General features: G+C 47.0%; 18 protein-coding genes and 1 riboswitch. Of the genes, 7 read left to right on the plus strand and 11 right to left on the minus strand.

Going from position 1 to position 19,114, the window contains the following annotated elements; genetic code table 11:
* Positions 1-79: 79 nt before the first annotated feature.
* The 4 genes from gmd to NC997_RS07915 form a co-directional block, all read right to left on the minus strand.
* Entirely contained in the window at positions 80-1,159 is a 1,080-nt protein-coding gene (gene gmd, locus NC997_RS07900; RefSeq protein ID WP_190410680.1) for a GDP-mannose 4,6-dehydratase, read from the minus strand.
* A 552-nt stretch (positions 1,160-1,711) separates the two neighbouring features.
* A complete protein-coding gene (locus NC997_RS07905; RefSeq protein ID WP_190530365.1) occupies positions 1,712-2,461 on the minus strand; it encodes a sugar transferase in 750 nt (249 codons plus the stop codon).
* A 160-nt stretch (positions 2,462-2,621) separates the two neighbouring features.
* A complete protein-coding gene (locus tag NC997_RS07910; protein ID WP_190530367.1) occupies positions 2,622-3,776 on the minus strand; it encodes a glycosyltransferase in 1,155 nt (384 codons plus the stop codon).
* Positions 3,777-4,027: 251 nt separating this feature from the next.
* Positions 4,028-4,339, minus strand: coding sequence for a hypothetical protein (locus tag NC997_RS07915; protein WP_190432809.1), 312 nt, complete (start codon positions 4,337-4,339; stop codon positions 4,028-4,030).
* Between the two features lie 27 nt (positions 4,340-4,366).
* On the opposite strand from NC997_RS07915, the gene NC997_RS07920 reads away from it, so the two are divergent.
* On the plus strand, positions 4,367-4,513 hold the full coding sequence (locus tag NC997_RS07920; RefSeq protein WP_190410683.1) for a hypothetical protein: 147 nt from the start codon (positions 4,367-4,369) through the stop codon (positions 4,511-4,513).
* A gap of 44 nt (positions 4,514-4,557) precedes the next feature.
* Here the strand turns inward: NC997_RS07920 and NC997_RS07925 are convergent, their stop codons facing one another.
* Genes NC997_RS07925 through NC997_RS07940 form a run of 4 tightly spaced genes read right to left on the minus strand, consistent with a single transcriptional unit; the run spans position 4,558 to position 8,853 of the window.
* Positions 4,558-4,959 (minus strand): hypothetical protein, encoded by a 402-nt coding sequence (locus NC997_RS07925; RefSeq protein WP_190410684.1) that lies wholly within the window; start codon positions 4,957-4,959, stop codon positions 4,558-4,560.
* A complete protein-coding gene (galE, locus tag NC997_RS07930) occupies positions 4,952-5,950 on the minus strand; it encodes a UDP-glucose 4-epimerase GalE (protein WP_190530369.1) in 999 nt (332 codons plus the stop codon). The genes NC997_RS07925 and galE overlap by 8 nt, the downstream gene beginning before the upstream one ends.
* Positions 5,951-5,995: 45 nt before the next feature.
* Complete coding sequence (locus tag NC997_RS07935) at positions 5,996-6,139, minus strand: hypothetical protein (RefSeq protein ID WP_190410686.1); 144 nt, start codon at positions 6,137-6,139, stop codon at positions 5,996-5,998.
* 59 nt (positions 6,140-6,198) lie between these two features.
* Complete coding sequence (locus tag NC997_RS07940; protein WP_190530371.1) at positions 6,199-8,853, minus strand: filamentous hemagglutinin N-terminal domain-containing protein; 2,655 nt, start codon at positions 8,851-8,853, stop codon at positions 6,199-6,201.
* A 653-nt stretch (positions 8,854-9,506) separates the two neighbouring features.
* Between NC997_RS07940 and NC997_RS07945 the strand changes: the two genes are divergently transcribed.
* The 4 genes from NC997_RS07945 (at position 9,507) to NC997_RS07960 (ending at position 15,713) form a co-directional block, all read left to right on the plus strand.
* Positions 9,507-10,997, plus strand: coding sequence for a choice-of-anchor Q domain-containing protein (locus tag NC997_RS07945; protein WP_190530373.1), 1,491 nt, complete (start codon positions 9,507-9,509; stop codon positions 10,995-10,997).
* A 229-nt stretch (positions 10,998-11,226) separates the two neighbouring features.
* Positions 11,227-12,714 carry a polyphosphate:AMP phosphotransferase gene (pap, locus tag NC997_RS07950; RefSeq protein ID WP_190530375.1) on the plus strand — a complete coding sequence of 496 codons (1,488 nt, stop codon included), beginning with the start codon at positions 11,227-11,229 and terminating at the stop codon, positions 12,712-12,714.
* Positions 12,715-12,789: 75 nt separating this feature from the next.
* Entirely contained in the window at positions 12,790-13,836 is a 1,047-nt protein-coding gene (locus NC997_RS07955) for a YdcF family protein (protein ID WP_190410690.1), read from the plus strand.
* A gap of 128 nt (positions 13,837-13,964) precedes the next feature.
* Positions 13,965-15,713: an ABC transporter ATP-binding protein gene (locus NC997_RS07960; RefSeq protein WP_190530465.1), complete on the plus strand. Its 1,749-nt coding sequence runs from the start codon at positions 13,965-13,967 to the stop codon at positions 15,711-15,713.
* A gap of 12 nt (positions 15,714-15,725) precedes the next feature.
* On the opposite strand, the gene NC997_RS07965 is transcribed toward NC997_RS07960, so the two are convergent.
* Positions 15,726-15,851, minus strand: a complete 126-nt coding sequence (locus NC997_RS07965; RefSeq protein ID WP_277879644.1) for a hypothetical protein — start codon at positions 15,849-15,851, stop codon at positions 15,726-15,728.
* A 100-nt stretch (positions 15,852-15,951) separates the two neighbouring features.
* Positions 15,952-16,102: riboswitch (cobalamin riboswitch) on the plus strand.
* A 20-nt stretch (positions 16,103-16,122) separates the two neighbouring features.
* On the opposite strand from NC997_RS07965, the gene NC997_RS07970 reads away from it, so the two are divergent.
* A complete protein-coding gene (locus tag NC997_RS07970; protein WP_190530377.1) occupies positions 16,123-16,785 on the plus strand; it encodes a HupE/UreJ family protein in 663 nt (220 codons plus the stop codon).
* Positions 16,786-16,882: 97 nt separating this feature from the next.
* Here the strand turns inward: NC997_RS07970 and NC997_RS07975 are convergent, their stop codons facing one another.
* Positions 16,883-17,725 (minus strand): M56 family metallopeptidase, encoded by an 843-nt coding sequence (locus NC997_RS07975; RefSeq protein ID WP_190530379.1) that lies wholly within the window; start codon positions 17,723-17,725, stop codon positions 16,883-16,885.
* The gene (locus NC997_RS07980) at positions 17,716-18,147 is read right to left on the minus strand and encodes a BlaI/MecI/CopY family transcriptional regulator (RefSeq protein WP_190410694.1); all 432 of its coding nucleotides are present in this window, start codon (positions 18,145-18,147) and stop codon (positions 17,716-17,718) included. Before NC997_RS07980 ends, NC997_RS07975 begins: the two co-directional genes overlap by 10 nt.
* A 222-nt stretch (positions 18,148-18,369) precedes the next feature.
* Here NC997_RS07980 and NC997_RS07985 point away from each other — a divergent pair, with 222 nt between their 5' ends.
* Positions 18,370-19,050 carry a tetratricopeptide repeat protein gene (locus NC997_RS07985; RefSeq protein ID WP_190530381.1) on the plus strand — a complete coding sequence of 227 codons (681 nt, stop codon included), beginning with the start codon at positions 18,370-18,372 and terminating at the stop codon, positions 19,048-19,050.
* Positions 19,051-19,114 lie beyond the last annotated feature (64 nt).

The raw sequence follows: 19,114 nt of genomic DNA on the forward strand, positions 1-19,114 counted from the left end.
TGATGAGTTAATGAAAAACTCATCACTCATCACTCAGTAGGGCGCGGGGATCGCTCTTGCCCCTACAAGTCAAAACGACTTAATCGTGCATACTACCTACATTCTGGCGAATCGTGGCAAGATCCAGAGGCGAGTGCGAACCATTGCCATTCGGACAATTCAAGCCCAAAGCTTGCATATCCGCTTCTACCATCAAGCGAACTAATTCTTCAAAAGTAACCGATGGTTTCCAACCCAGCTTTTGGTGCGCCTTCGTGGGATCGCCAATCAGTAAATCCACTTCCGCTGGGCGCAAATAGCGTTCGTCAAACTCTACGTAGTCTTTCCAATCTAGATTGACGTGTTCAAAGGCAATATCCAGGAATTGACGAATGGAGTAAGTTTCTCCTGTGGCTACAACGTAATCATCTGCTTCCTGTTGCTGTAGCATCAGCCACATTGCTCTTACATAGTCTTTTGCATAGCCCCAATCCCGCTTGGAATCGAGATTGCCCAGGTAGATTTTTTTCTGCTTCCCGGCAACAATGCGAGCGATCGCTCTGGTAATCTTGCGCGTTACAAACGTCTCTCCTCGCCGCGGACTTTCATGGTTAAAAAGTATCCCGTTACACGCAAACAGCCCGTAGGATTCTCGGTAATTCACCGTTTGCCAGTGAGCGTAAAGCTTCGCACAAGCATAAGGACTGCGAGGATAAAACGGTGTGGTTTCCTTCTGAGGCACTTCTTGTACCTTACCAAACATCTCAGAAGAACCCGCCTGATAAAACCGTACTTCAATGCCGGTACGCTGCTGGTAATCTCGAATTGCTTCCAAAAGGCGTAGCGTCCCCATCCCGACCGCATCAACCGTGTATTCCGGCGAGTCAAAACTAACGCGGACGTGGGATTGGGCACCTAAATTATAAATTTCTACCGGCTGGACTTGTTCTAAAATCCGGCGTAGAGTTGTGCCATCGGTTAAATCGCCATAGTGCAGAAACAACCGCACCCCCTCTTTGTGAGGGTCTTCATACATATAATCGATTCGGTCTGTATTAAATGTAGAAGTCCGGCGAATGATCCCGTGAACCTCATAGCCTTGCTCAAGCAAAAATTCGCTCAAGTAAGAACCGTCTTGTCCCGTAATGCCCGTAATTAGCGCTCGCTTGCGTTGCGTCATACTTAGTATTCCCTATAGCCTGTGACGAAACAATCGTCTTAACAGTAACTGGTAATTATCCTGTAAGCTTTCTCTCGCTAACATTGCAGCAAGAGTCACTTGCACCCAAATTTATGAAAAATCCCTCTGTAAGTAGAGGAAATCCTTAATTCACTCCTTACGTTAACGCAAAATCTCTGGCGCAACATCAGGAATATACGTAGATTCTTCTAAGCCTCGGCAATAAGACTTACGTATTTCGACGGTGGACTAAATGTTGAGCAAAGAAGAGGGGAAAGCTTCTTGCAAGAGTACCTACAATACCTGTTGCATAAATTCTGAGCGACACAAATTAATTAATCGCCATTACAACAACCAATTTATCTAAACTCTGAAATTAGACATGAAGAGTTTACCTGCTGTAGAGGCAAGCGTAACTCCCAGCGCTGTACTAACTCATCAAACGATGAACGACAAAATACTACAGCTCTCTCCACACAAGGAGGAAAGCTGTAGGAGCCGTTGTTCAAAGAACTTGACTTGAGTTATAGATTGCCGAACATTAGCTATGTTTCAGTAGGCACCATTGTCTTTGGGGGAAACGACAACGCCAATTGTTTTTACAACTAGCCACAAATCCAGCCAGAAATTCCTGGCATTGACGTAATAGACATCTATCTGGACTCGGCGCGGATAAGGGATGTCATTGCGCCCAGAAACTTGCCACAATCCGGTGATTCCAGGTCGAATCGTCAGCACTTTGTCAATGTGATGCCCGTATTTTGACAACTCCTCGGCAACGAGAGGTCTTGGCCCGACAACGCTCATGTCCCCTTTAAGAACGTTCCAGAATTGGGGAAACTCATCCAGGCTAGTCACCCGTAGAAATTTACCAATCCATGTAATTCGAGGGTCGTCTTTGAGTTTGAAATTATCCTCGAATTCCTGACGCAGATGGGGTGAGGTTGCCATCATTTGCAGCAACACTTCGTCTGCATTTGGCACCATCGTTCTGAATTTGAGACAACCAAAAGGCTGATGATTTTTCCCGATTCGTTCCTGAACATAAAAAATTGGACCTCGTGTGCTCAGAGCAATCAGCAAGGCCAACAGCAGGTAAACCGGAGAAAACAAAATCAAAACCGACAGTGAAAACAGAACATCAAAACATCGCTTAGCGAAATCTCGGTCTAGACGCTGTAGGGGGAGGTCTCGCTGTTTGCTCAAACCTCTGGGCCTACCTGTCGGCGCGAGTGGTTGAAAACCTCGCTTCACGAACGCCCACAACATCTTGCCGGAGATAAGTTGGCTTTCGGCAGTCATCTTACTCCTTCACTTCACACCACACAGTCCCGATCATAAAGCCACAAGACGCCTGAAGACAGCTAATGGAGTCCCAGAAAGTAGAATTTGGTCATTAGTCATGGGTCATTGGTCATTAGTCATGAGTTTTTAGCAACCGGCTAAAGAGCATGACTGATGATTAGGGACGAATGGCTGAGGATGACTGAAATTCTTGATAACAGCTCTCTAGAAAGGCTAGATAGCGCTTCTGGAAAGTTTGAGGGGCGAACTGAGAAGCGCGGACTCTAGCAATCTCCGGATTAAATAATCCTTGCGATGCTTCAAAGGTTTTTACCGCTTCTATCAAAGCCGCTTCTGTTTGGGCTGGAAAAAATAAGCCAGTTCCCTGTGTCGGGTGTTCCCGAATATCCAGAACGGTTTCTAATGCCCCACCAGCACCATAGGCGATCGCAGGAGTGCCACAAGCTTGGGCTTCTACCAACGCCATGCCAAAGTCTTCACAGGCTGCATATACAAATGCTTTTGCTTGAGCCATATACTGCTCAACAACATCATCTGGTTGTGACCCTAGCACTTTTACATTGGGTTTCGCTAGCTGGCGCATTTCGTCAAGTTCCGGCCCCGTGCCAATCACCACAAGCGGGCGTCCCAGTTGGTTAAAAGATCGGACAATTAAAGATACTTGCTTGTAACTCACCAGCCGGGAAACGGTGAGGTAAAAATCTTCTTTTTGGGGCTGAAAGGAAAACCGCTCAACATTGACGGGTGGATAAATGACTTCTGCTTGCCGCCGATAGCAGCGCCAGATGCGACGTGCGGTGTGTTGGGAGTTGGCGATGAAATAATCAACGCGGTTTGCGGAGAGTACATCCCACTGACGCAGTTGATGAAGGAGATACCGCGTCAGGATGCCTGGGAGACCCCGCCCTAGTCGGCTACTGTCTAGATAATCAAAAGTTAAATCCCAGGCGTAGCGCATGGGCGTATGGCAGTAGCAGATATGCAGTTGTTGTGGGCTGGTGAGGACTCCTTTGGCGACAGCGTGGGCAGAGGAGAGAATTACGTCATAGTCGCGTAAGTCTAGTTGTTCAATTGCTAGCGGCAATAGAGGGAGATATTTTTGGACGCCACTACGGGCTTTCGGGAAGTGTTGCAGGAATGTGGTGCCAATGGGGCGATTGAAGAGATAACTTTCAGGATTGGTGGATTCAAAGTCAATTAGGGCATAGAGGTCGGCATCAATGTGCTTGAGGATTTCACGGACAACGAGTTCTGACCCGCCAGTAGCTTCGGGGGTCAACCATTCATGGACGAGAGCATATTTTAATGACAAAGCTGACTTCACAGTTGCGCGTACTTAAGGGCTGAGTGTAAATTTTACTCACTCCTCAGCCCGCGATCGCTAGCTCAAGAGCGATCGCTGTAGGCTCTAAGTGCATTACCGCACTTTTGCACGCCTGACACTGGATTACAGGGAATTAAAAATGACTTCCTAGAACTTAGCTTAGAAAAATAGCCTGCTTCTTCTCTTCTACTACTTTTTTGAGCTTTAGAGAGCGAGTGGAAATCGCAGGCAGCTTTTGGTTAACTTCCACAGTAACTGTTTATCCCGTTTACTAAATTTTTTTCTGGATTATAGGATTTCTGCAATTTTTTAAATCCAGCGTCAACTGCGGGAAAATCCCTTTTTTTGAGAGCTGAAACATATTCGCGAGTTGCCTTACTACTCTCTCGATACATTCTAATAAAATCAGCTTGAAACTTTTTAAGCTTTGGATCGTTGACGCTAATATTTGTCATTTTTTGAGCTGATTTATCCCAAATCTCGGCTGTTTTAGCTAGCGCTTCTGGAGAGCTATTCTGACCTCCATTGGTAACGGTTTTGGTTTCATTCACCGTTTCGTTGGTAATCTTGAATATCTTTTGACACTGAGTGATTTTGCTTTCGGTGCAACTGACGATCGAGAAACTGACGGCGGCAGTCACGGGAAGGATGACAGCGTACCGACGAAGAAAGTGCATGAAAACTCTCCTGATGAGTTGATGGGTACTTCCACTTTATTTCCCTAGGATTGACAGCCAATCGGGATACGATGGCAAACCAGAGACCGAGATTAAGATTCGGTCTCTTCCGTTGCTTCAATGGCATCCACAAGGCGTTGTAAAGCTTCTGTTAGCTGCATCAACCGCACAAGAGAATCATCTTGGGTTTCTGCCAAGGTTTGCACCGCATCGCTTAAGGCAAAAATTTGATAGTGCTGCTGTTGGACTTGATGCCCCTGTTCTTGTACTTGAATGGTCAGGGCATCCACTCGGTCAGCAAGGCGGTTAATTGTCTCATTAGTGGCAATTACTGCCTCCCTAAGGTTTCCCTGTTGTTGTACTTGAATTGTGAGAGCATCTACTCGCTCGCCAAGACGGTCAATTGTGTCAGCGCTGGCAAGTACTGCCTCTGCAATTTGTTCAACAATCGATTCTAAACGACCTAATCTAACTTCCACTCCAGAATTATCCATGACGATGCTGATGCCATTGCCAAGCGTCAGCAACGATTTTACTCAGGTCTGCGTATTGCGGACACCAACCGAGAATTTTTTTTGCTTTATCGCTGCTGCCAACTAAAATAGGGGCGTCCCCGGCACGGCGATCGCGTTCTACTGCTTTGATCTCCCGCCCCGTGACCGCCTTGGCTGTCTCAATCACTTCTCTGACGGAGAAACCGTTGCCATTGCCTAAGTTAAAGACATCGCTCGTTCCCCCTTGCAGGAGATACTCTAGCCCTAAAACGTGAGCATCTGCCAAGTCGCTGACGTGGATGTAGTCCCGAATTCCAGTGCCATCCGGTGTCGGGTAATCGGTGCCGAGAATGAAGATAGATTCCCGTTTGCCCAAAGCTGTCTGAAGTACCAGGGGAATCAGGTGCGTTTCTGGCTCGTGATCCTCACCGAGTAAGCCATCGGGATTGGCACCAGAGGCATTGAAATAGCGGAACGCCACGGACTTTAAATCGTAGGCAATATCAAAATCTGCCAGAATTTTCTCTACCATCCACTTACTCGTCGCGTAAGGACTAAGGGGATTTTGGGGATGGTGTTCGGTCATGGGAACTTCCTGGGGCATCCCGTAGATGGCACAAGTGGAAGAAAAGACAAATTTCTTCACGTTCGCTGCCACCATTGCTTCTAACAGTGTCAGGGTGCCAGCGACGTTGTTGTGGTAGTATTTCGCGGGATCGGTGACGGACTCTCCCACCGCAATATAGGCGGCAAAGTGCATGACTGCCGCAATGTTGCGAGTGGCAAAGAGCTGGTCGAGGAGAGCGCGATCGCTCATATCTCCCACTACCAGCTCTACTTTGAGTACATTTTCCACCAATTCCCGATGTCCATACACCAGGTTATCTAATACCACGACCCCATAGCCTGCCTTGATCAGCGCCAGTACGGCATGGGTTCCAATATATCCAGCTCCACCCGTCACCAGAATGGTTGGTTTGACTTGCGACACGTTCAATACCTTCTCAAACTTTGAATCAGTGCTTTATAAGGATAGCTAACTGAGGGCAATGCGTTGTCCTCGGTAAGAGAGCTTGTGTTCCTTATAAATACTTTCCTTCACCAAACTAGCGATCGCATACCTCTTTCGTCGGAAAATCGCACAGAAACGCGGAAGCATCCCCATTTCTGTGCGATTCAAAATTATATCTTAGAGATTTTTGCGGCTGAGCTTACAAACCAGCGCTTTAGCGACATTGATTACTTTTGAGGAACTGCGCGATCGCTTTGTTGTCGGGGAACAAACAGGGTTTTAGAGCTTGCCGGTGGTTGATTGCGGCGATCGCGGTGTTCTTGACAGCGAGGCAACCTGTGTAAAAGTGGCAGCTTTTCATCTTCGAGACTCTCTACCGTACACAAAATCGGTCTTTGATTTTCTGCACCCGCTACTGGTACAGGTGAGAGTGTATTTCCTTGAAAGTCTGTCACAATTTCTGTCTTGGGTTGGTTCCCAGGTTCCGGTTGGGGATTTGAACTGGGTATGGGGGTAGGAGTTGGCGCAGGACTTGGCACGGGAGTTGGCGCAGGAATTGGTGCAGGAATTGGCGCGGGAATTGGCGGTGGAGGAGTGGTATTGATCGTAATATTGCCCTGAACAGTTCCACCGGGGAAAGATTCGGGGGGCGATATTGTCGAAGTGCCCGTGGTGATGGCTTGGGCAGTTCCATTCGTCGTGGGATCGCCAACAGCAAATGGAGTCGAGGGGACTGGAACTCCCCCGTGATGATTGATATTAATGGCTCCACCCCCGCCCGTTCCTGTCGTGTTAATGCTGGGGTTGTTGTAGGTAAAAGTAACGAACTTATTATCAACGGTGAGATTCTGTCCCGCCGCGATAGTTACATTACCGCCAGTGCCACTGCCAAGACTCTGAGCATCGATGATTTTGGCGGCGATATCATTACCAGCAATCAGCGTAATGTCACCGCCATTGCCAGAGGAAGAGCAAGAATTGCACTTAGAACTGGAATCTATGGTTTCAGTCTTGATATTGCCTCCGGCGCTAATTGCGATCGCGCCGCCAGTCCCAGAAGCAGCCGTGCCAAAGTTATCAGAAGAGGAAAAGATATCTCCGGTTGTAATATTTCCCAATGGGGCGCTGAGGGTAATTGCACCTGCATTACCAGGGCGATTACGAGAGTCTAAATTGTAAACTTGATTAACTGGATCGGCGGCATTAATAGAACCGCTGGTGCTGCTAATACTTATATTTCCACCAGACGACTGAATGGTTTGAACATTAATATCACCCGGTGCCGACAAGGTAACATTTAAAGGTTCCGCTGGTCCCAATAAATCATCAGATTTAATGGTTCCTGCAACTGTAATCGTTCCAGCTGAGGTAGGAGATTTCACAAAGGTTGTGTAGGAGGGATTTGCGCCTGCATCGTCAAAATATTCGGGAGGGGCACCCGGAAAGGGTTCGGTGAAGGGTACGTTATCAGTTGTCCCAGTCGCACCTGCTTGTAAAATCAGGGCACGACTATTAGGATCTACCTCTGGATCGATCGCATTAATGACGATATCTCCACTAATCGTAATTTTTCCGGCTGCGATTATCTTCAGGGAAGCGCCCGTATAAGAATCAAGCATGACATCGCCATCAGACGTAATGATGGGGTCATAAATACTTTGAAACTTGCCGCCTGCTCCCGATAAGTTGAGAATTGAGAAATTCCGCCCTGCTGAATAGTGAGCATCTCCAGAAATCACTCCATCACTGATTAAACTGAGATTGCCGCCACTTTGAAAGGGTGTTTCTGGGTGATTCAGCGCCAAAATATCAACCGCTTTATTGCCTTGAACGGTGAGATTCCCTCCCGCCTTTGCCACAAAAGGAGTCGCGACGCTATCCCGCACTCGCACGGTATCTTTTGCCAGCAAATTCATATCCCCAGATGTCTGTATTTGGCTTTCAACCAGAGTCAAATTATGGTTGGCTGAAAGTGTAGCTGTTCCCGCATTGAGCTGACGGACTACCACATCCCCCGCTTCTACTTTGATACCAGAACCTGTTAGTTCTACCTCTCCTTTGCTATTTGTAGTCAGTCCAGTGGCATTTCCCGCTTTACTACCCGTTAGTAGTTGGGGTAGAGAGGAAACTGTTCCGGTTGAAGGCTGACTAGCATCAGAAGAAATGGGGTGAATTTCTAAACTTAGCAATTGACCGGGTTGACTAATCCGGACTGTATTCTGTCCTGGTACTGCTGCCACAATTAGTTTACCTCCTGGTGCTGACAGCGTTCCCTGGCTAACAACAGTGCCACCCAGCAAGGTAAGATTTTGCCCTTCTTTAACTGCTAGTTCTCCAGAGTTGACAATAACACTCGGTTGAGCAGTATTAAACGAATAACTGCTGGGCATTCCCGTTAAGGTTGCGTAATTATTATCGCCGCTAGCATTAAAAGAATTAGAGCCAAAACCAATCCCTGTAGCACTGGTTGCGGTAAAGCTTCCCGGCACATCCAATCTGGCATTGGCACCAAATATAATCCCCGATGGATTCATCAGGTATAAATTAGAATTTCCTCCGCTGACTTTAATTAAGCCATCAATGGTAGAGGGATCTCCACCCACTACTCTGCCTAAAATATTTTCAATTTTGGGATTAGAAATAAAGTTAGCTATTTGGTCTGCATTGAGGTTAAATTGCTCAAAGCTGTGGAAAAGGTTTGCTCCATCGCCAGACAGTTTTCCTCCGCCGATATTGATTGTATTGCCTTCAGGAGCGGCAATTGTGCCCGTACCGTCTTGAGCTGGAACAATCGTTTCTGCCTGTGCCGGTTTCACAGCGATCGCTGGTGCAACGGCAAGTAAGCCAAGCAATACGCCAGAACTTTCAAAAGCTGATTTCATCTGGTGTTAACCCATTGGGGTCATGATTTATCCTGCTCCTCATTACCAGGATTGATAGAACTATCAGGATCTCAAACAGGCTTCATTAATAAATAAATAAAATATTTTTAAAAGCGAATTTTCTTAAACTCTATTTGTGTAAATATAGGGATAAAGTTAATTTTATTGTGTACGCGCAAATACGAATTAATAGCTAATTATACGGTTAACCATGATTTCTATTTTTAAATAAAAATATATTTGTACTTTGGCAATGCTTTAATACTATAAAACCTGTGTAAATTTACTGAAAATCGAAAAGTTTTCCGGATTGACAGCTATAACGAAGAACTATTTAACAAGGCTTGTCGCAAGACAATTTTACATAGTTAAAACTACGTATATTCGCGGAGGATTAAAATTCCTATTTTTGGTAAAGGCTCTATTTCAGATTACAACTTATTCCTCGATCTGAGACTGCCGGATTCGTTAGGGAACCAACAAATATTGAGTCTGTCAAATATTTGGGTTGTTAGCTCAGCTTCTAACCTTTCTCACTTCCAACCTTTTTTTGCAATTGCACAGTATTCTACGCCCAAAAATAAGTAAGCTCATTTGGTCATGCAATTGCGAACAATAAATCTCTTCTAATATTGAACAATGAGGTTTTTGGTATGAAACAACCAGTCTATTTCTTAACTCTCGCTTTCTGTGTTGCCTTAACGATTTCCTCACATCAAAAAGCTGAGGCGGCTGGAACTGTCGGGAACGGAACCGCTGCAAGTTGTACTGAAGCTGCTTTAGATACTGCTTTAGTAGGCGGGGGGACTGTAACCTTTAATTGTGGTTCTAGTCCGCATACGATTGTAGTGAAAGAAAAGGTACTTTCCGCGAATACAGTAATCGACGGACGAAGTGTAGTAACTCTCAGCGGAAATGGAACTAATCGGATTTTTTCCACTGATAGCCTCGTGCAATTGACCCTAAGAAATCTCACTATTGCGAATGGCTTTAGTACCGAAAATGGGGGCGGCGTTTATAGCGGCTACAGAGGTAAGTTAGTGGTACTTAACTGTACCTTTAACAATAACAAATCCACGAAGCCTGGGGAGGCCGGAGGCGGTGCCATCTATAGTAAAAGTGAAAGTACAATTGTTGTAGATAAAAGCACTTTTACCGGAAATCAAGCTAGCCTCGGCGGAGCAATCTATGACTTGCTCAGCGACTTAACCGTAACGAATAGCACTTTCACGGGAAATACCGCTGGAATTGTGGCTCCTGGGGGGGCGGGTGGTGCCATTTATAATGATGGTGCGAATGGTAATTTAGGTAAAATTATTCTCCGGAACAACACCTTCACAAACAATATTGCCACCAATCAAGGTGGGGCTTTTTTTAATCAACTTTATAACAACAATACGACGACAATCGAAAATAACACCTTCTCTGGAAATAGCGTTACGGGCACTGGCGACAAAGGATTTGGCGGTGCTATTTTCGTGGTCGGTGGCACCACAACTGCCCCTAATTACACTGCCGGAACAAACAGCACTATTTTTATAGTGAGGAACACTACCTTCTCTGGCAACATTTCTGCGAATCAGGGCGGGGGACTGTGGACGGGAAATGACGTAAGCGCAGAAGTTTCTAATACTACTTTTTCAGGGAATCGTGCTGTGACTCCAGATGCCAAGGGGGGTCTAGGCGGCGCAATCATGAGAACCAGTGGCAAGATGACCATCAATAATGTCACGATTGCTAACAATTATGCTGGGTTTATGGGGGCTGGTATTTTTGGCAGCAGTCCAGATATAACCCTGAAAAATACAATTATCGCTAACAATAAAGCGGATAATGGCGGGAATACCTGGAATATTAAGCAGAATTGTTCTGACGAAATGACTAATGGCGGCAACAATATCCAATTTCCCGCCAAAAACCCAAACGATCCCACTGACAAAAACTGCGCGCTTGGCATCACGATTATTGAACCAATACTAGGCGCACTTTCTGCGACTGGTGGTTTGACTCAGACTCTACCCTTATTAGCAGGGAGTCCAGCGATTAATACAGGAAATAACGCGACTTGCTTGGCAACGGATCAACGAGGTGTTGCCAGACCGCAAGGTGGTGTTTGCGATATCGGAGCATTTGAAGCAAAATAATCAGATGGGTAGTTGGTAACGGGATGTAATTTACCAATTACCGATTCTTTTCAAACTATCTAGTGCCTGGAGCCAAAAACAAGAAGAAAAAGCGCTTTTGTCTTCTTGTTTTTGGCTCCTGTATTTTTATGTCTAAGCTTTGACATTTGCAGATTGTTACTGAATAGTCAGCGCAACAAGTGCAAGACTAGGAGATAGTTAAAGGTACTGCTCTTTTCTAGTCAACATCATGCTAGATACGCTGGACTTGAATCTTTGCCTCGATAAAAATATCTATGATTCTCAGATTGAGACGCTAATGCGTCAAGTGCGATCGCTCCAAAAGGCTTGCTGGGACAAAAAGCTACCCATGATTGTCGTGCTGGAAGGTTGGGCGGCAGCGGGGAAAGGTGCTTTAGTCAAGAAAATGGTCAATTACATGGACCCGCGAGGGTTTACGGTTCACCCGATTTGGCCTCCCAACCAGGAAGAGCAACAATACCCTTTTTTGTGGCGCTTCTGGCGGAGACTGCCAGTAAAGGGCAGTATTGGGATTTTTTATCACAGCTGGTACACCCATGTTTTGGAAGACCGGCTGTTTGAACGAATCGAGGACTCAAAAATCCCAAGCGTGATGGCCCAGATAAACGCCTTTGAGCGCCAACTGGTGGATGATGGAAATGCGATCGCTAAATTCTGGATTCATCTAAGCCGCAAAGAATTAAAGCACCGACTCAAAGAATATGCCAAAGATCCGTTAGACGCTTGGCGAGTGCGTCCGGAAGACTGGAAACAAGAGAAACACTACGGTAAATATGTAGATTATGCCGAAGAAATGCTCGTCCAAACCAGCACTGGCTCCGCCCCCTGGACATTAGTGGAGGGCAACTGCCAACGCTGGGCGCAGGTGAAAGTCCTCACCCAATTCGCTGCCACTCTCACAGAAGCCCTCGACCGACTTCACATTCGGACGCCTATCACCCCTGTACCCCCTCAAAAACACCTCAACCCAGCAGAGCCGGATCTCTTAGCGCAAGTCGATCTCAATCTTGCTCTCTCCAGGGATGAGTACAAAAAGCAGTTACGCGATGCCCAAGTAGAACTGCTGAAGCTTCAGATGAAGATTCACAAACATCAAGTGCCCGTCTTGGTGCTGTTTGAAGGTTGGGATGCGGCTGGGAAAGGAGGAGCCATCAAACGCTTAACCGATGTCCTCGACCCCCGCAGTTATGCCGTTCATCCCTTCGCAGCACCTACGGATGAAGAGAAAGCGCATCACTACCTCTGGCGGTTCTGGCGGTGGTTGCCAACAGCAGGGACAATTGGCATTGATGACCGCAGCTGGTACGGGCGAGTGTTAGTAGAGCGTGTTGAAGGTTTTGCCACAGAACTGGAATGGCGCAGAGCCTACCAGGAAATCAATGAGTTTGAGAGCCAACTGACGAATGCAGGCTACGTTTTGGTCAAGTTCTGGCTGCATATTAGTCCTGAAGAACAGTATCAGCGATTCATATCGCGTCAGAATGACCCCTTTAAAGAATACAAACTCACCGCCGAAGATTGGCGAAATCGGGACAATTGGGCTTTCTATGAAGTGGCAGTCAATCAAGCAATTCAGCGGACGAACACTCCTAACGCTCCCTGGACAATTGTTGCTGCGAATGATAAATACTATGCCCGTGTTAAGGTAATTCAAACCGTAACCGAGGCGATTCGGGCAAAATTGAAACGTCAATAAGAGGCAATCGGTAATCGCTGGTGAATAGTCGTTACCAATTACCCATTACCAATTACCCATTACCAATTACCTACTATGTTTTTACTACTAACGCGGGTTCTGCTGTGGCTGCTGATTGGCACCTTAGTCTATTTTTTGTTAGTGCGATGGATTCCCAAACAATATCTCGCTTGGTTGGGCGGGCTGCTGTTGTTTGTCATCATGGTGATGGCGTTTTACAACCCCAATGAAAGGTTGGTATCGAGTGCCTGGAACATTCTTTCGTTTCCGCTCAAACCGTTGGGGTTGTCGATTATGCTTTTATTGTTCGCCATTGGCGGAGTGAAAAAGAATGCGCTAACAGGCGTAGCCTGGAACCAACTTAGGATAGCCTTCTTCGTTTTGCTGTTGTCTAGTTTGCCAATCGTTGCCTACTGGCTGGCTCAGCAAGCGGAAGTGGAGGCGATTCAACTGGAGCAACGACGGCAACTGATTTGTCAAACTCAATGTCCGGCTGATATTACGCCGACCGGATCTCAAATTGTGGGGGCGATTGTGGTGCTGGGGCGAGGGACGACACAACCCAATCTTCCCTACCGGACGCAGATTCAATTAACTGATACAGGCGATCGCATTCTATACTCTGCTCAGCTGTATCAAGAACAGCTACGGAGCGGTAATGACCCCTTAGTGATTGTCAGTGCAGGACCTAGAGCGGAGCTGACAGGAAATCAAGATAGTGTTAACGAGGCTAACGATGTCGCGGCGCTACTGGTCAGGATGGGTGTACCCCGCAATCGAATTGTGATTGAACCGCGTGGGGTTGATCTCCGCACCAGTGCGGTCAGAGTTGAGGAAATCTTGAGGCAGCGCGGTATTCGATCGCGCCGGATTATTCTCGTTGCCTCCGGCTTAAATATTCGCCGTGCCAACCTTACGTTTGCCAATTTGGGCGTCACGGTCATTCCCAGAGCTACAGATTTCTTTACCTTTCAAAGTGGGGCAACGCCTGCCCGACGCATCACCGTCACGGATTTTGTTCCCACCGTGGAAGCGCTAGTCACGACAACGCGAGTGGTAGAAGAATATCTCACTTTCATCTACTACTTCTTACGCGGCTGGTTGACACCCCTCGTTTTATAGAAGCAGCACGAGCGCCAATTCGTCTACGATGGTTTGGGATTGGATGTTAGGCGAAAGCTTCTTGCAGGTTGCAAGAAAGTTTTTTGTCTGTTGCCTTTTCTCAGTTTTTAATCCTCAGTCCTCACAGAATGGCTCACTCTCGGCTGCAAAAATTGGGTGCTTATCTGCGTCCCCACTGGCGACAGGCTACCTTAGGCGTTATCGCGCTGTTTGTTGTGAATGCAGTGGGCGTTTATATCCCTTTGCTGATTCGAGATAGCGTTGACGAACTCCGCCAAGCGTTCGACTTCGCTCAAATCTGGAAGTATGTAGCGCTAATCCTGATTCTGGCTTCGGCAATGTGGGTAGTGCGGATGGCTTCGCGCATCTTGCTGTTTGGAGTCGGGCGACAAGTAGAATTTGACCTGAAACAAAAGATTTTTCAGCATCTACTCACTCTGGAACCGTCTTATTTTGCAAGCAACACTGCTGGAGATTTGATTAACCGGGCGACTAGCGATGTGGATAATATCCGGCGTCTGCTGGGATTTGCCGTGTTAAGTTTGGCGAATACAGTCTTTGCCTACGGACTGACATTGCCGGTGATGCTATCGATTAATTTGAAGCTGAGTCTGCTGGCGATCGCAGTCTATCCGTTTATGCTGATCGCTGTGCAGCTATTTAGCGATCGCCTACGGAACGAACAGCTGGTGTTGCAAGAGGAACTCTCTAGCATCAGCGAGTTGATTCAAGAGGATATGAGCGGGATTGGTCTGATTAAAATCTACGCTCAGGAGGAGAACGAACGCCGTGCCTTCTCCCGGTTAAATAATCGCCTGTTGCAAGCCAATATCCAATTAGCAAAGACCAGAAATGTCTTGTTTCCAATCATTCAAGGCATGGCTTTTATCAGCTTACTGATATTGCTATGGGTTGGAGCACGATCAATTGTGGCGGGTGCGATCACAATTGGCGATTTTCTGGCGTTGATTCTCTATACTGAACGATTAGTTTTCCCGACCGCCTTACTAGGTTTTACGATTACTGCTTACCAACGAGGTGAGGTGAGTATCGACCGCATTGAGTCGATTCTGATGGCAGAAGCCAAAATTAAAGATTCTCCGAATGCACTCGCATTACCCGTTGAAAAAGTAAGCGGTAAATTAACAGCGCGTCAACTCAGTTATACGTTTCCGGGAGCCGAAACGCCCGCGCTGAAGAATGTTAGCTTTACGATTGAACCAGGGGAAACCGTGGCGATTGTGGGACCAATTGGCTCAGGAAAATCGACACTTGCCAATGCCTTGCCGCGATTAGTGGATATTCCAAGCGATAGTTTGTTCGTAGATGGCAATGATATTACGCAGATCAAATTGCCCGATTTGCGCGGAGCGATCGCTTATGTCCCGCAAGACAGCTTTCTGTTTAGTACCACCATCAAAAACAATATTCGCTACGGCAATCCTCTGAGCGAACAGACAGAGATTATTAATGCTGCCAAGCAAGCGCAAATTCACCCGGAAATTCTCAATTTTCCCCAGCAATACGAAACCATTGTCGGAGAGCGCGGCATCACCCTCTCAGGGGGACAGCGACAGCGAACTGCTCTCGCCCGTGCTTTGCTGATGGATTCCCCGATTCTGATTTTGGATGATGCTCTCTCCAGCGTTGATAATCAAACTGCCACAGCCATTTTGAATAATCTTTCGGAAGGCATCCAGCGCAAAACGGTTATTTTTATCTCTCACCAATTGTCTGCGGCTGCAACTGCCGATCGCATTTTTGTGATGGATCGAGGTCAAATTGTGCAGTCTGGGACTCATGCCGAACTTTTGCAACAACCTGGACTTTACCGTTCGCTTTGGAACCAGCACGAGCTAAAGGAAATCCTCAGCTAATTTTAGTAGCACTCAAGTAGCGATCGCTATTTGAGTTTCTTGAGGTAATGCAATTTGATTCGTCGGGTTGGATGGTACTTCGGAAACGCTGGGTGTAAAGAACATTAAAGCCGAACCCAGCAGACAATTAACGCACATTTTTCCGATTCCTCCTCAAATAAAGCGGCTCTTGGAGTCATCTGTTTGAGTTGAGGTTCATTTTACCCATACTTTTTAAAATGCCAGCACTGAAGTGATATGATTGCCCTACTCAATCGGTTCTGGTGGGGAGCAGCCACCAGAGGTAACGGGGAAAGTTCGGTGTAAAACCGTCGCTGTCCCGCAGCTGTAATGAGATCCGTCGTTTTGGTCTCTCAGCCAGAATACCCGCCGAGAGAAATTGATTTGCGAAATCTGCGAGGTACAGAATATGTCTAAAGATAGACGCTTTGCTTTCTTAAATCTGATGCAAAGCCGAACGGTAATTGTATTTTTGGTTTTAATTAGCACTTTCCTATGTGCCCAGCGGGCGATCGCTCACCATCCAATGGGTGGCAAGACGCCGTCTAATTTCTTTGAAGGGTTCTTTTCAGGGCTAGCCCACCCCTTGATTGGACTGGATCATTTTGCGTTTGTGGTGGCGATTGGATTACTGGCGGTTGGGCAAGTGCGGGGCGCGTTCATCCCAGCCGGGTTTGTATTGGCAGCACTGGCGGGAACTGGGATTCATTTACTCAATCTAGATTTACCGGCAGCTGAGATAGCGATCGCCGGTTCCGTGATTGTCTTTGGGGCGCTGCTGCTAACGCCAAACAAACCAAACTGGATGGTTCTTATAGCGCTGGGAGCGCTTGCTGGTTTATTTCACGGCTATGCTTATGGCGAGGCAATCGTCGGTGCTGGTATGACACCGCTTGTTGCTTACCTTCTGGGTTTCACTTTCATTCAATATGGCGTTGCCTTGGTTGCCATGCTGCTTGGCAATGCAGTGAGCCGGAAATCTGCCACTCAACCTTTATCCTGGCAGCGATTTGCCGGTTTGGTTATCTGCTCGATTGGAGTGGTTTTCTTGAGTAATTCCGTCCTCGGTTAATGATAATCTCGCGCAAAGACGCAAAGTTTTTGTTAGCGTCTTTGCGTCTTTGCGCGAAATTTGAAAGGAAATTATCCTGATTGTGCAACACCAAAATTTAAGTGTGAAACGGCACGGTTACTAGCGGCAGAAACCCTAGTAGTATCCAATGCCAAAGCCATATGCTGGGTGAAGCTGACTCCTCTGATGGTGCCAGAAGCGCTTCGATTCTCTCCTCTAAACGATTTCGAGGGGTCATGGCACTGAACGCTGCACAGAAACTTTCAGACTGTACTGGCGAGACACTCACCACCAATAGCAGAGATTCTGCTAACAACAAGGGATCTACCTGTTGCGCCGCCCATCGATCCGCACGAAGTTCCCGCAATAGTAAAAGTTCTTGCCACAAAGCTTCTGTATTCGGCAACCAAGCGGTTATCTGGCGCACCCAGCCAAGCCAGAAAAACCAAAACGTATCCCGATAATAGTAATGCGCTTGTTCGTGGGCGAGAACTGCTTCTAGATGATCTCGATCGAGGGTTTCTAACAATCCCTGACTGACGACTAATTCAGGCTGCCAGAAACCAATTTGGGCGCTAAATAGAACGCTGGCATTGAGAAGGCGACCCAATTTACCTTCAAGCTCGATTTGGGGATAAGTGCGTGTCTGTTGTACCGAACGCCATCCTTCATGTGCCAGCTTTAGACATAAAATTCCGGCAACGCCTAAAAATCCCCAGGCGAAGGAGTAACTGAACCATCCGGCTTGCAGTCCTCCCATCTTTCCGTCTGCACCCATGCAAATAACTGCGATCGCTGTCACGATCAATAGCAGCGGCGGAAACAAAAATAACCCAAAGGATCGTTGCCAGCGTTGCGTCCAAGTTCCTGATGGCTCTAACCCTGTGCATCTCAGACACCACGCCAATCCTAACGCCGTCAGAATCATCGCTAGATGCATGATTTTCCCTCCTCTCTCGCTTTGCGTGCGGATTGAAGACGAAGCGCGATCGCTTCTATTTGCTCTACGCTAGCGCTATCTAGGCTATCTGCAAAGGCGGCGACGACATCCGGGTTCCCCACTGCCAAAAACTGGTGTAACTGTTCGTGAGCTTTAATGACTTGCGCTTCTTCCCGCGATACCAAAGGTTGCCAGCAAAAGCTTCGTTCTTGTTTATCGCAAGCTAGCCAACCTTTTTGGGTCAGGCGACGCAGCACCGTTGTTACTGAAGTATAAGCTAACTCCCGGTCTGGGTCAGCCAGAATGCGATCGTGTACATCCTTAACGGTGGCAGAGCCGAGTTCCCAGACGATATTTAAAATCTCCGCTTCTAAAGGGCCAAGGGAAAGTTGTTTGGGACGGTAGTTAGGTAGAGGAACCATACATCTGAACTTTGTGCCTTGTGCAATCTCTGAATAAGCTTACACTCCAGACTTGCACTCTTGTTCAAGTTTGACAGCTTGTCTTTTGACGGCAACAACGACTCAACTCAAAATAATGGGGTTGCATCCCAGTCAGAGCAAAATCTACTGACATTGAGCCTGCGTAGGCAGGCTTTGTTTGTGTAGCGACAAACTTACAGCCTGTGAGCAATTGGCTACTAAATGACGGGTGTTACGCAGTGCTTTCTCAACATCTATGTTCTCAATGTCTATGTTATGAGTCGCCTTTCCCGCAAGATTGTCATCTTCAGCATTATCTTCAGCATTGTAATGGCACTGCTGAATTCGCCGTCGATGGCTCAAGCTCAGCCATTACAAATCACGCTAACGGCGAGTACCGATACAGATCAAATGAGCGCTGAGGACTTCTTCAAGCGCGGAGTTTACGAGGTATTGAGCGGAGATTACCTTGAAGCGATCGCTGATTTAAACCAAGCAATTCGGCTCAATCCCGATAATGCTCAAGCTTACACGAATCAAGGTCTTGCCCGCGCTGCCCTCGGAGATACGCAAGGAGCGATCGCTGACTTTAGCCAAGCAATTGAGATCGACCCCAGCCTCGCTTTAGCTTACTATAATCGGGGTTTTGTCCGCTCCCAACTACAAGATTATCCGGGAGCAATAGAAGACTTTAGCCAAGCGATTGAACTCAATCCTCAGGATGGCGACGCCTATCACTGTCGATGTCTCGTCCACTACACGCTGGGACACAAACAGGGAGTGAAAGCAGATTTTGAGAAAGCCACCGATCTCTATCTACAACAAGGGAAACGACAACAATATCAAAGTTTACTACAAGAAATTAAAGAGCTTCATTCGTCAAGTCATCTTCTGGTTTCTTAATCATTTGTTACCTTGAATCATCCATGCGATCGCTAAAACTCGAAGCAATTAGCTAAAACGATTA

Origin of the sequence: Trichocoleus sp. DQ-A2 (assembly GCF_039961915.1) — a bacterium.
In the GTDB taxonomy this organism is placed as follows: domain Bacteria; phylum Cyanobacteriota; class Cyanobacteriia; order Cyanobacteriales; family FACHB-T130; genus FACHB-T130.

Excerpts from the sequence above, each read along its gene's own strand:
- NC997_RS07965 (WP_277879644.1), bottom strand. The coding sequence starts at position 15,851 with ATGTGCGTTAATTGTCTGCTGGGTTCGGCTTTAATGTTCTTTACACCC.
- NC997_RS07980 (WP_190410694.1), bottom strand. The coding sequence starts at position 18,147 with ATGGTTCCTCTACCTAACTACCGTCCCAAACAACTTTCCCTTGGCCCT.
- NC997_RS07905 (WP_190530365.1), bottom strand. The coding sequence starts at position 2,461 with ATGACTGCCGAAAGCCAACTTATCTCCGGCAAGATGTTGTGGGCGTTC.
- NC997_RS07945 (WP_190530373.1), top strand. The coding sequence starts at position 9,507 with ATGAAACAACCAGTCTATTTCTTAACTCTCGCTTTCTGTGTTGCCTTA.
- NC997_RS07940 (WP_190530371.1), bottom strand. The coding sequence starts at position 8,853 with ATGAAATCAGCTTTTGAAAGTTCTGGCGTATTGCTTGGCTTACTTGCC.
- NC997_RS07970 (WP_190530377.1), top strand. The coding sequence starts at position 16,123 with ATGTCTAAAGATAGACGCTTTGCTTTCTTAAATCTGATGCAAAGCCGA.
- NC997_RS07975 (WP_190530379.1), bottom strand. The coding sequence starts at position 17,725 with ATGCATCTAGCGATGATTCTGACGGCGTTAGGATTGGCGTGGTGTCTG.
- NC997_RS07960 (WP_190530465.1), top strand. The coding sequence starts at position 13,965 with ATGGCTCACTCTCGGCTGCAAAAATTGGGTGCTTATCTGCGTCCCCAC.
- gmd (WP_190410680.1), bottom strand. The coding sequence starts at position 1,159 with ATGACGCAACGCAAGCGAGCGCTAATTACGGGCATTACGGGACAAGAC.
- pap (WP_190530375.1), top strand. The coding sequence starts at position 11,227 with ATGCTAGATACGCTGGACTTGAATCTTTGCCTCGATAAAAATATCTAT.
- NC997_RS07925 (WP_190410684.1), bottom strand. The coding sequence starts at position 4,959 with ATGGATAATTCTGGAGTGGAAGTTAGATTAGGTCGTTTAGAATCGATT.
- NC997_RS07955 (WP_190410690.1), top strand. The coding sequence starts at position 12,790 with ATGTTTTTACTACTAACGCGGGTTCTGCTGTGGCTGCTGATTGGCACC.
- NC997_RS07985 (WP_190530381.1), top strand. The coding sequence starts at position 18,370 with ATGACGGGTGTTACGCAGTGCTTTCTCAACATCTATGTTCTCAATGTC.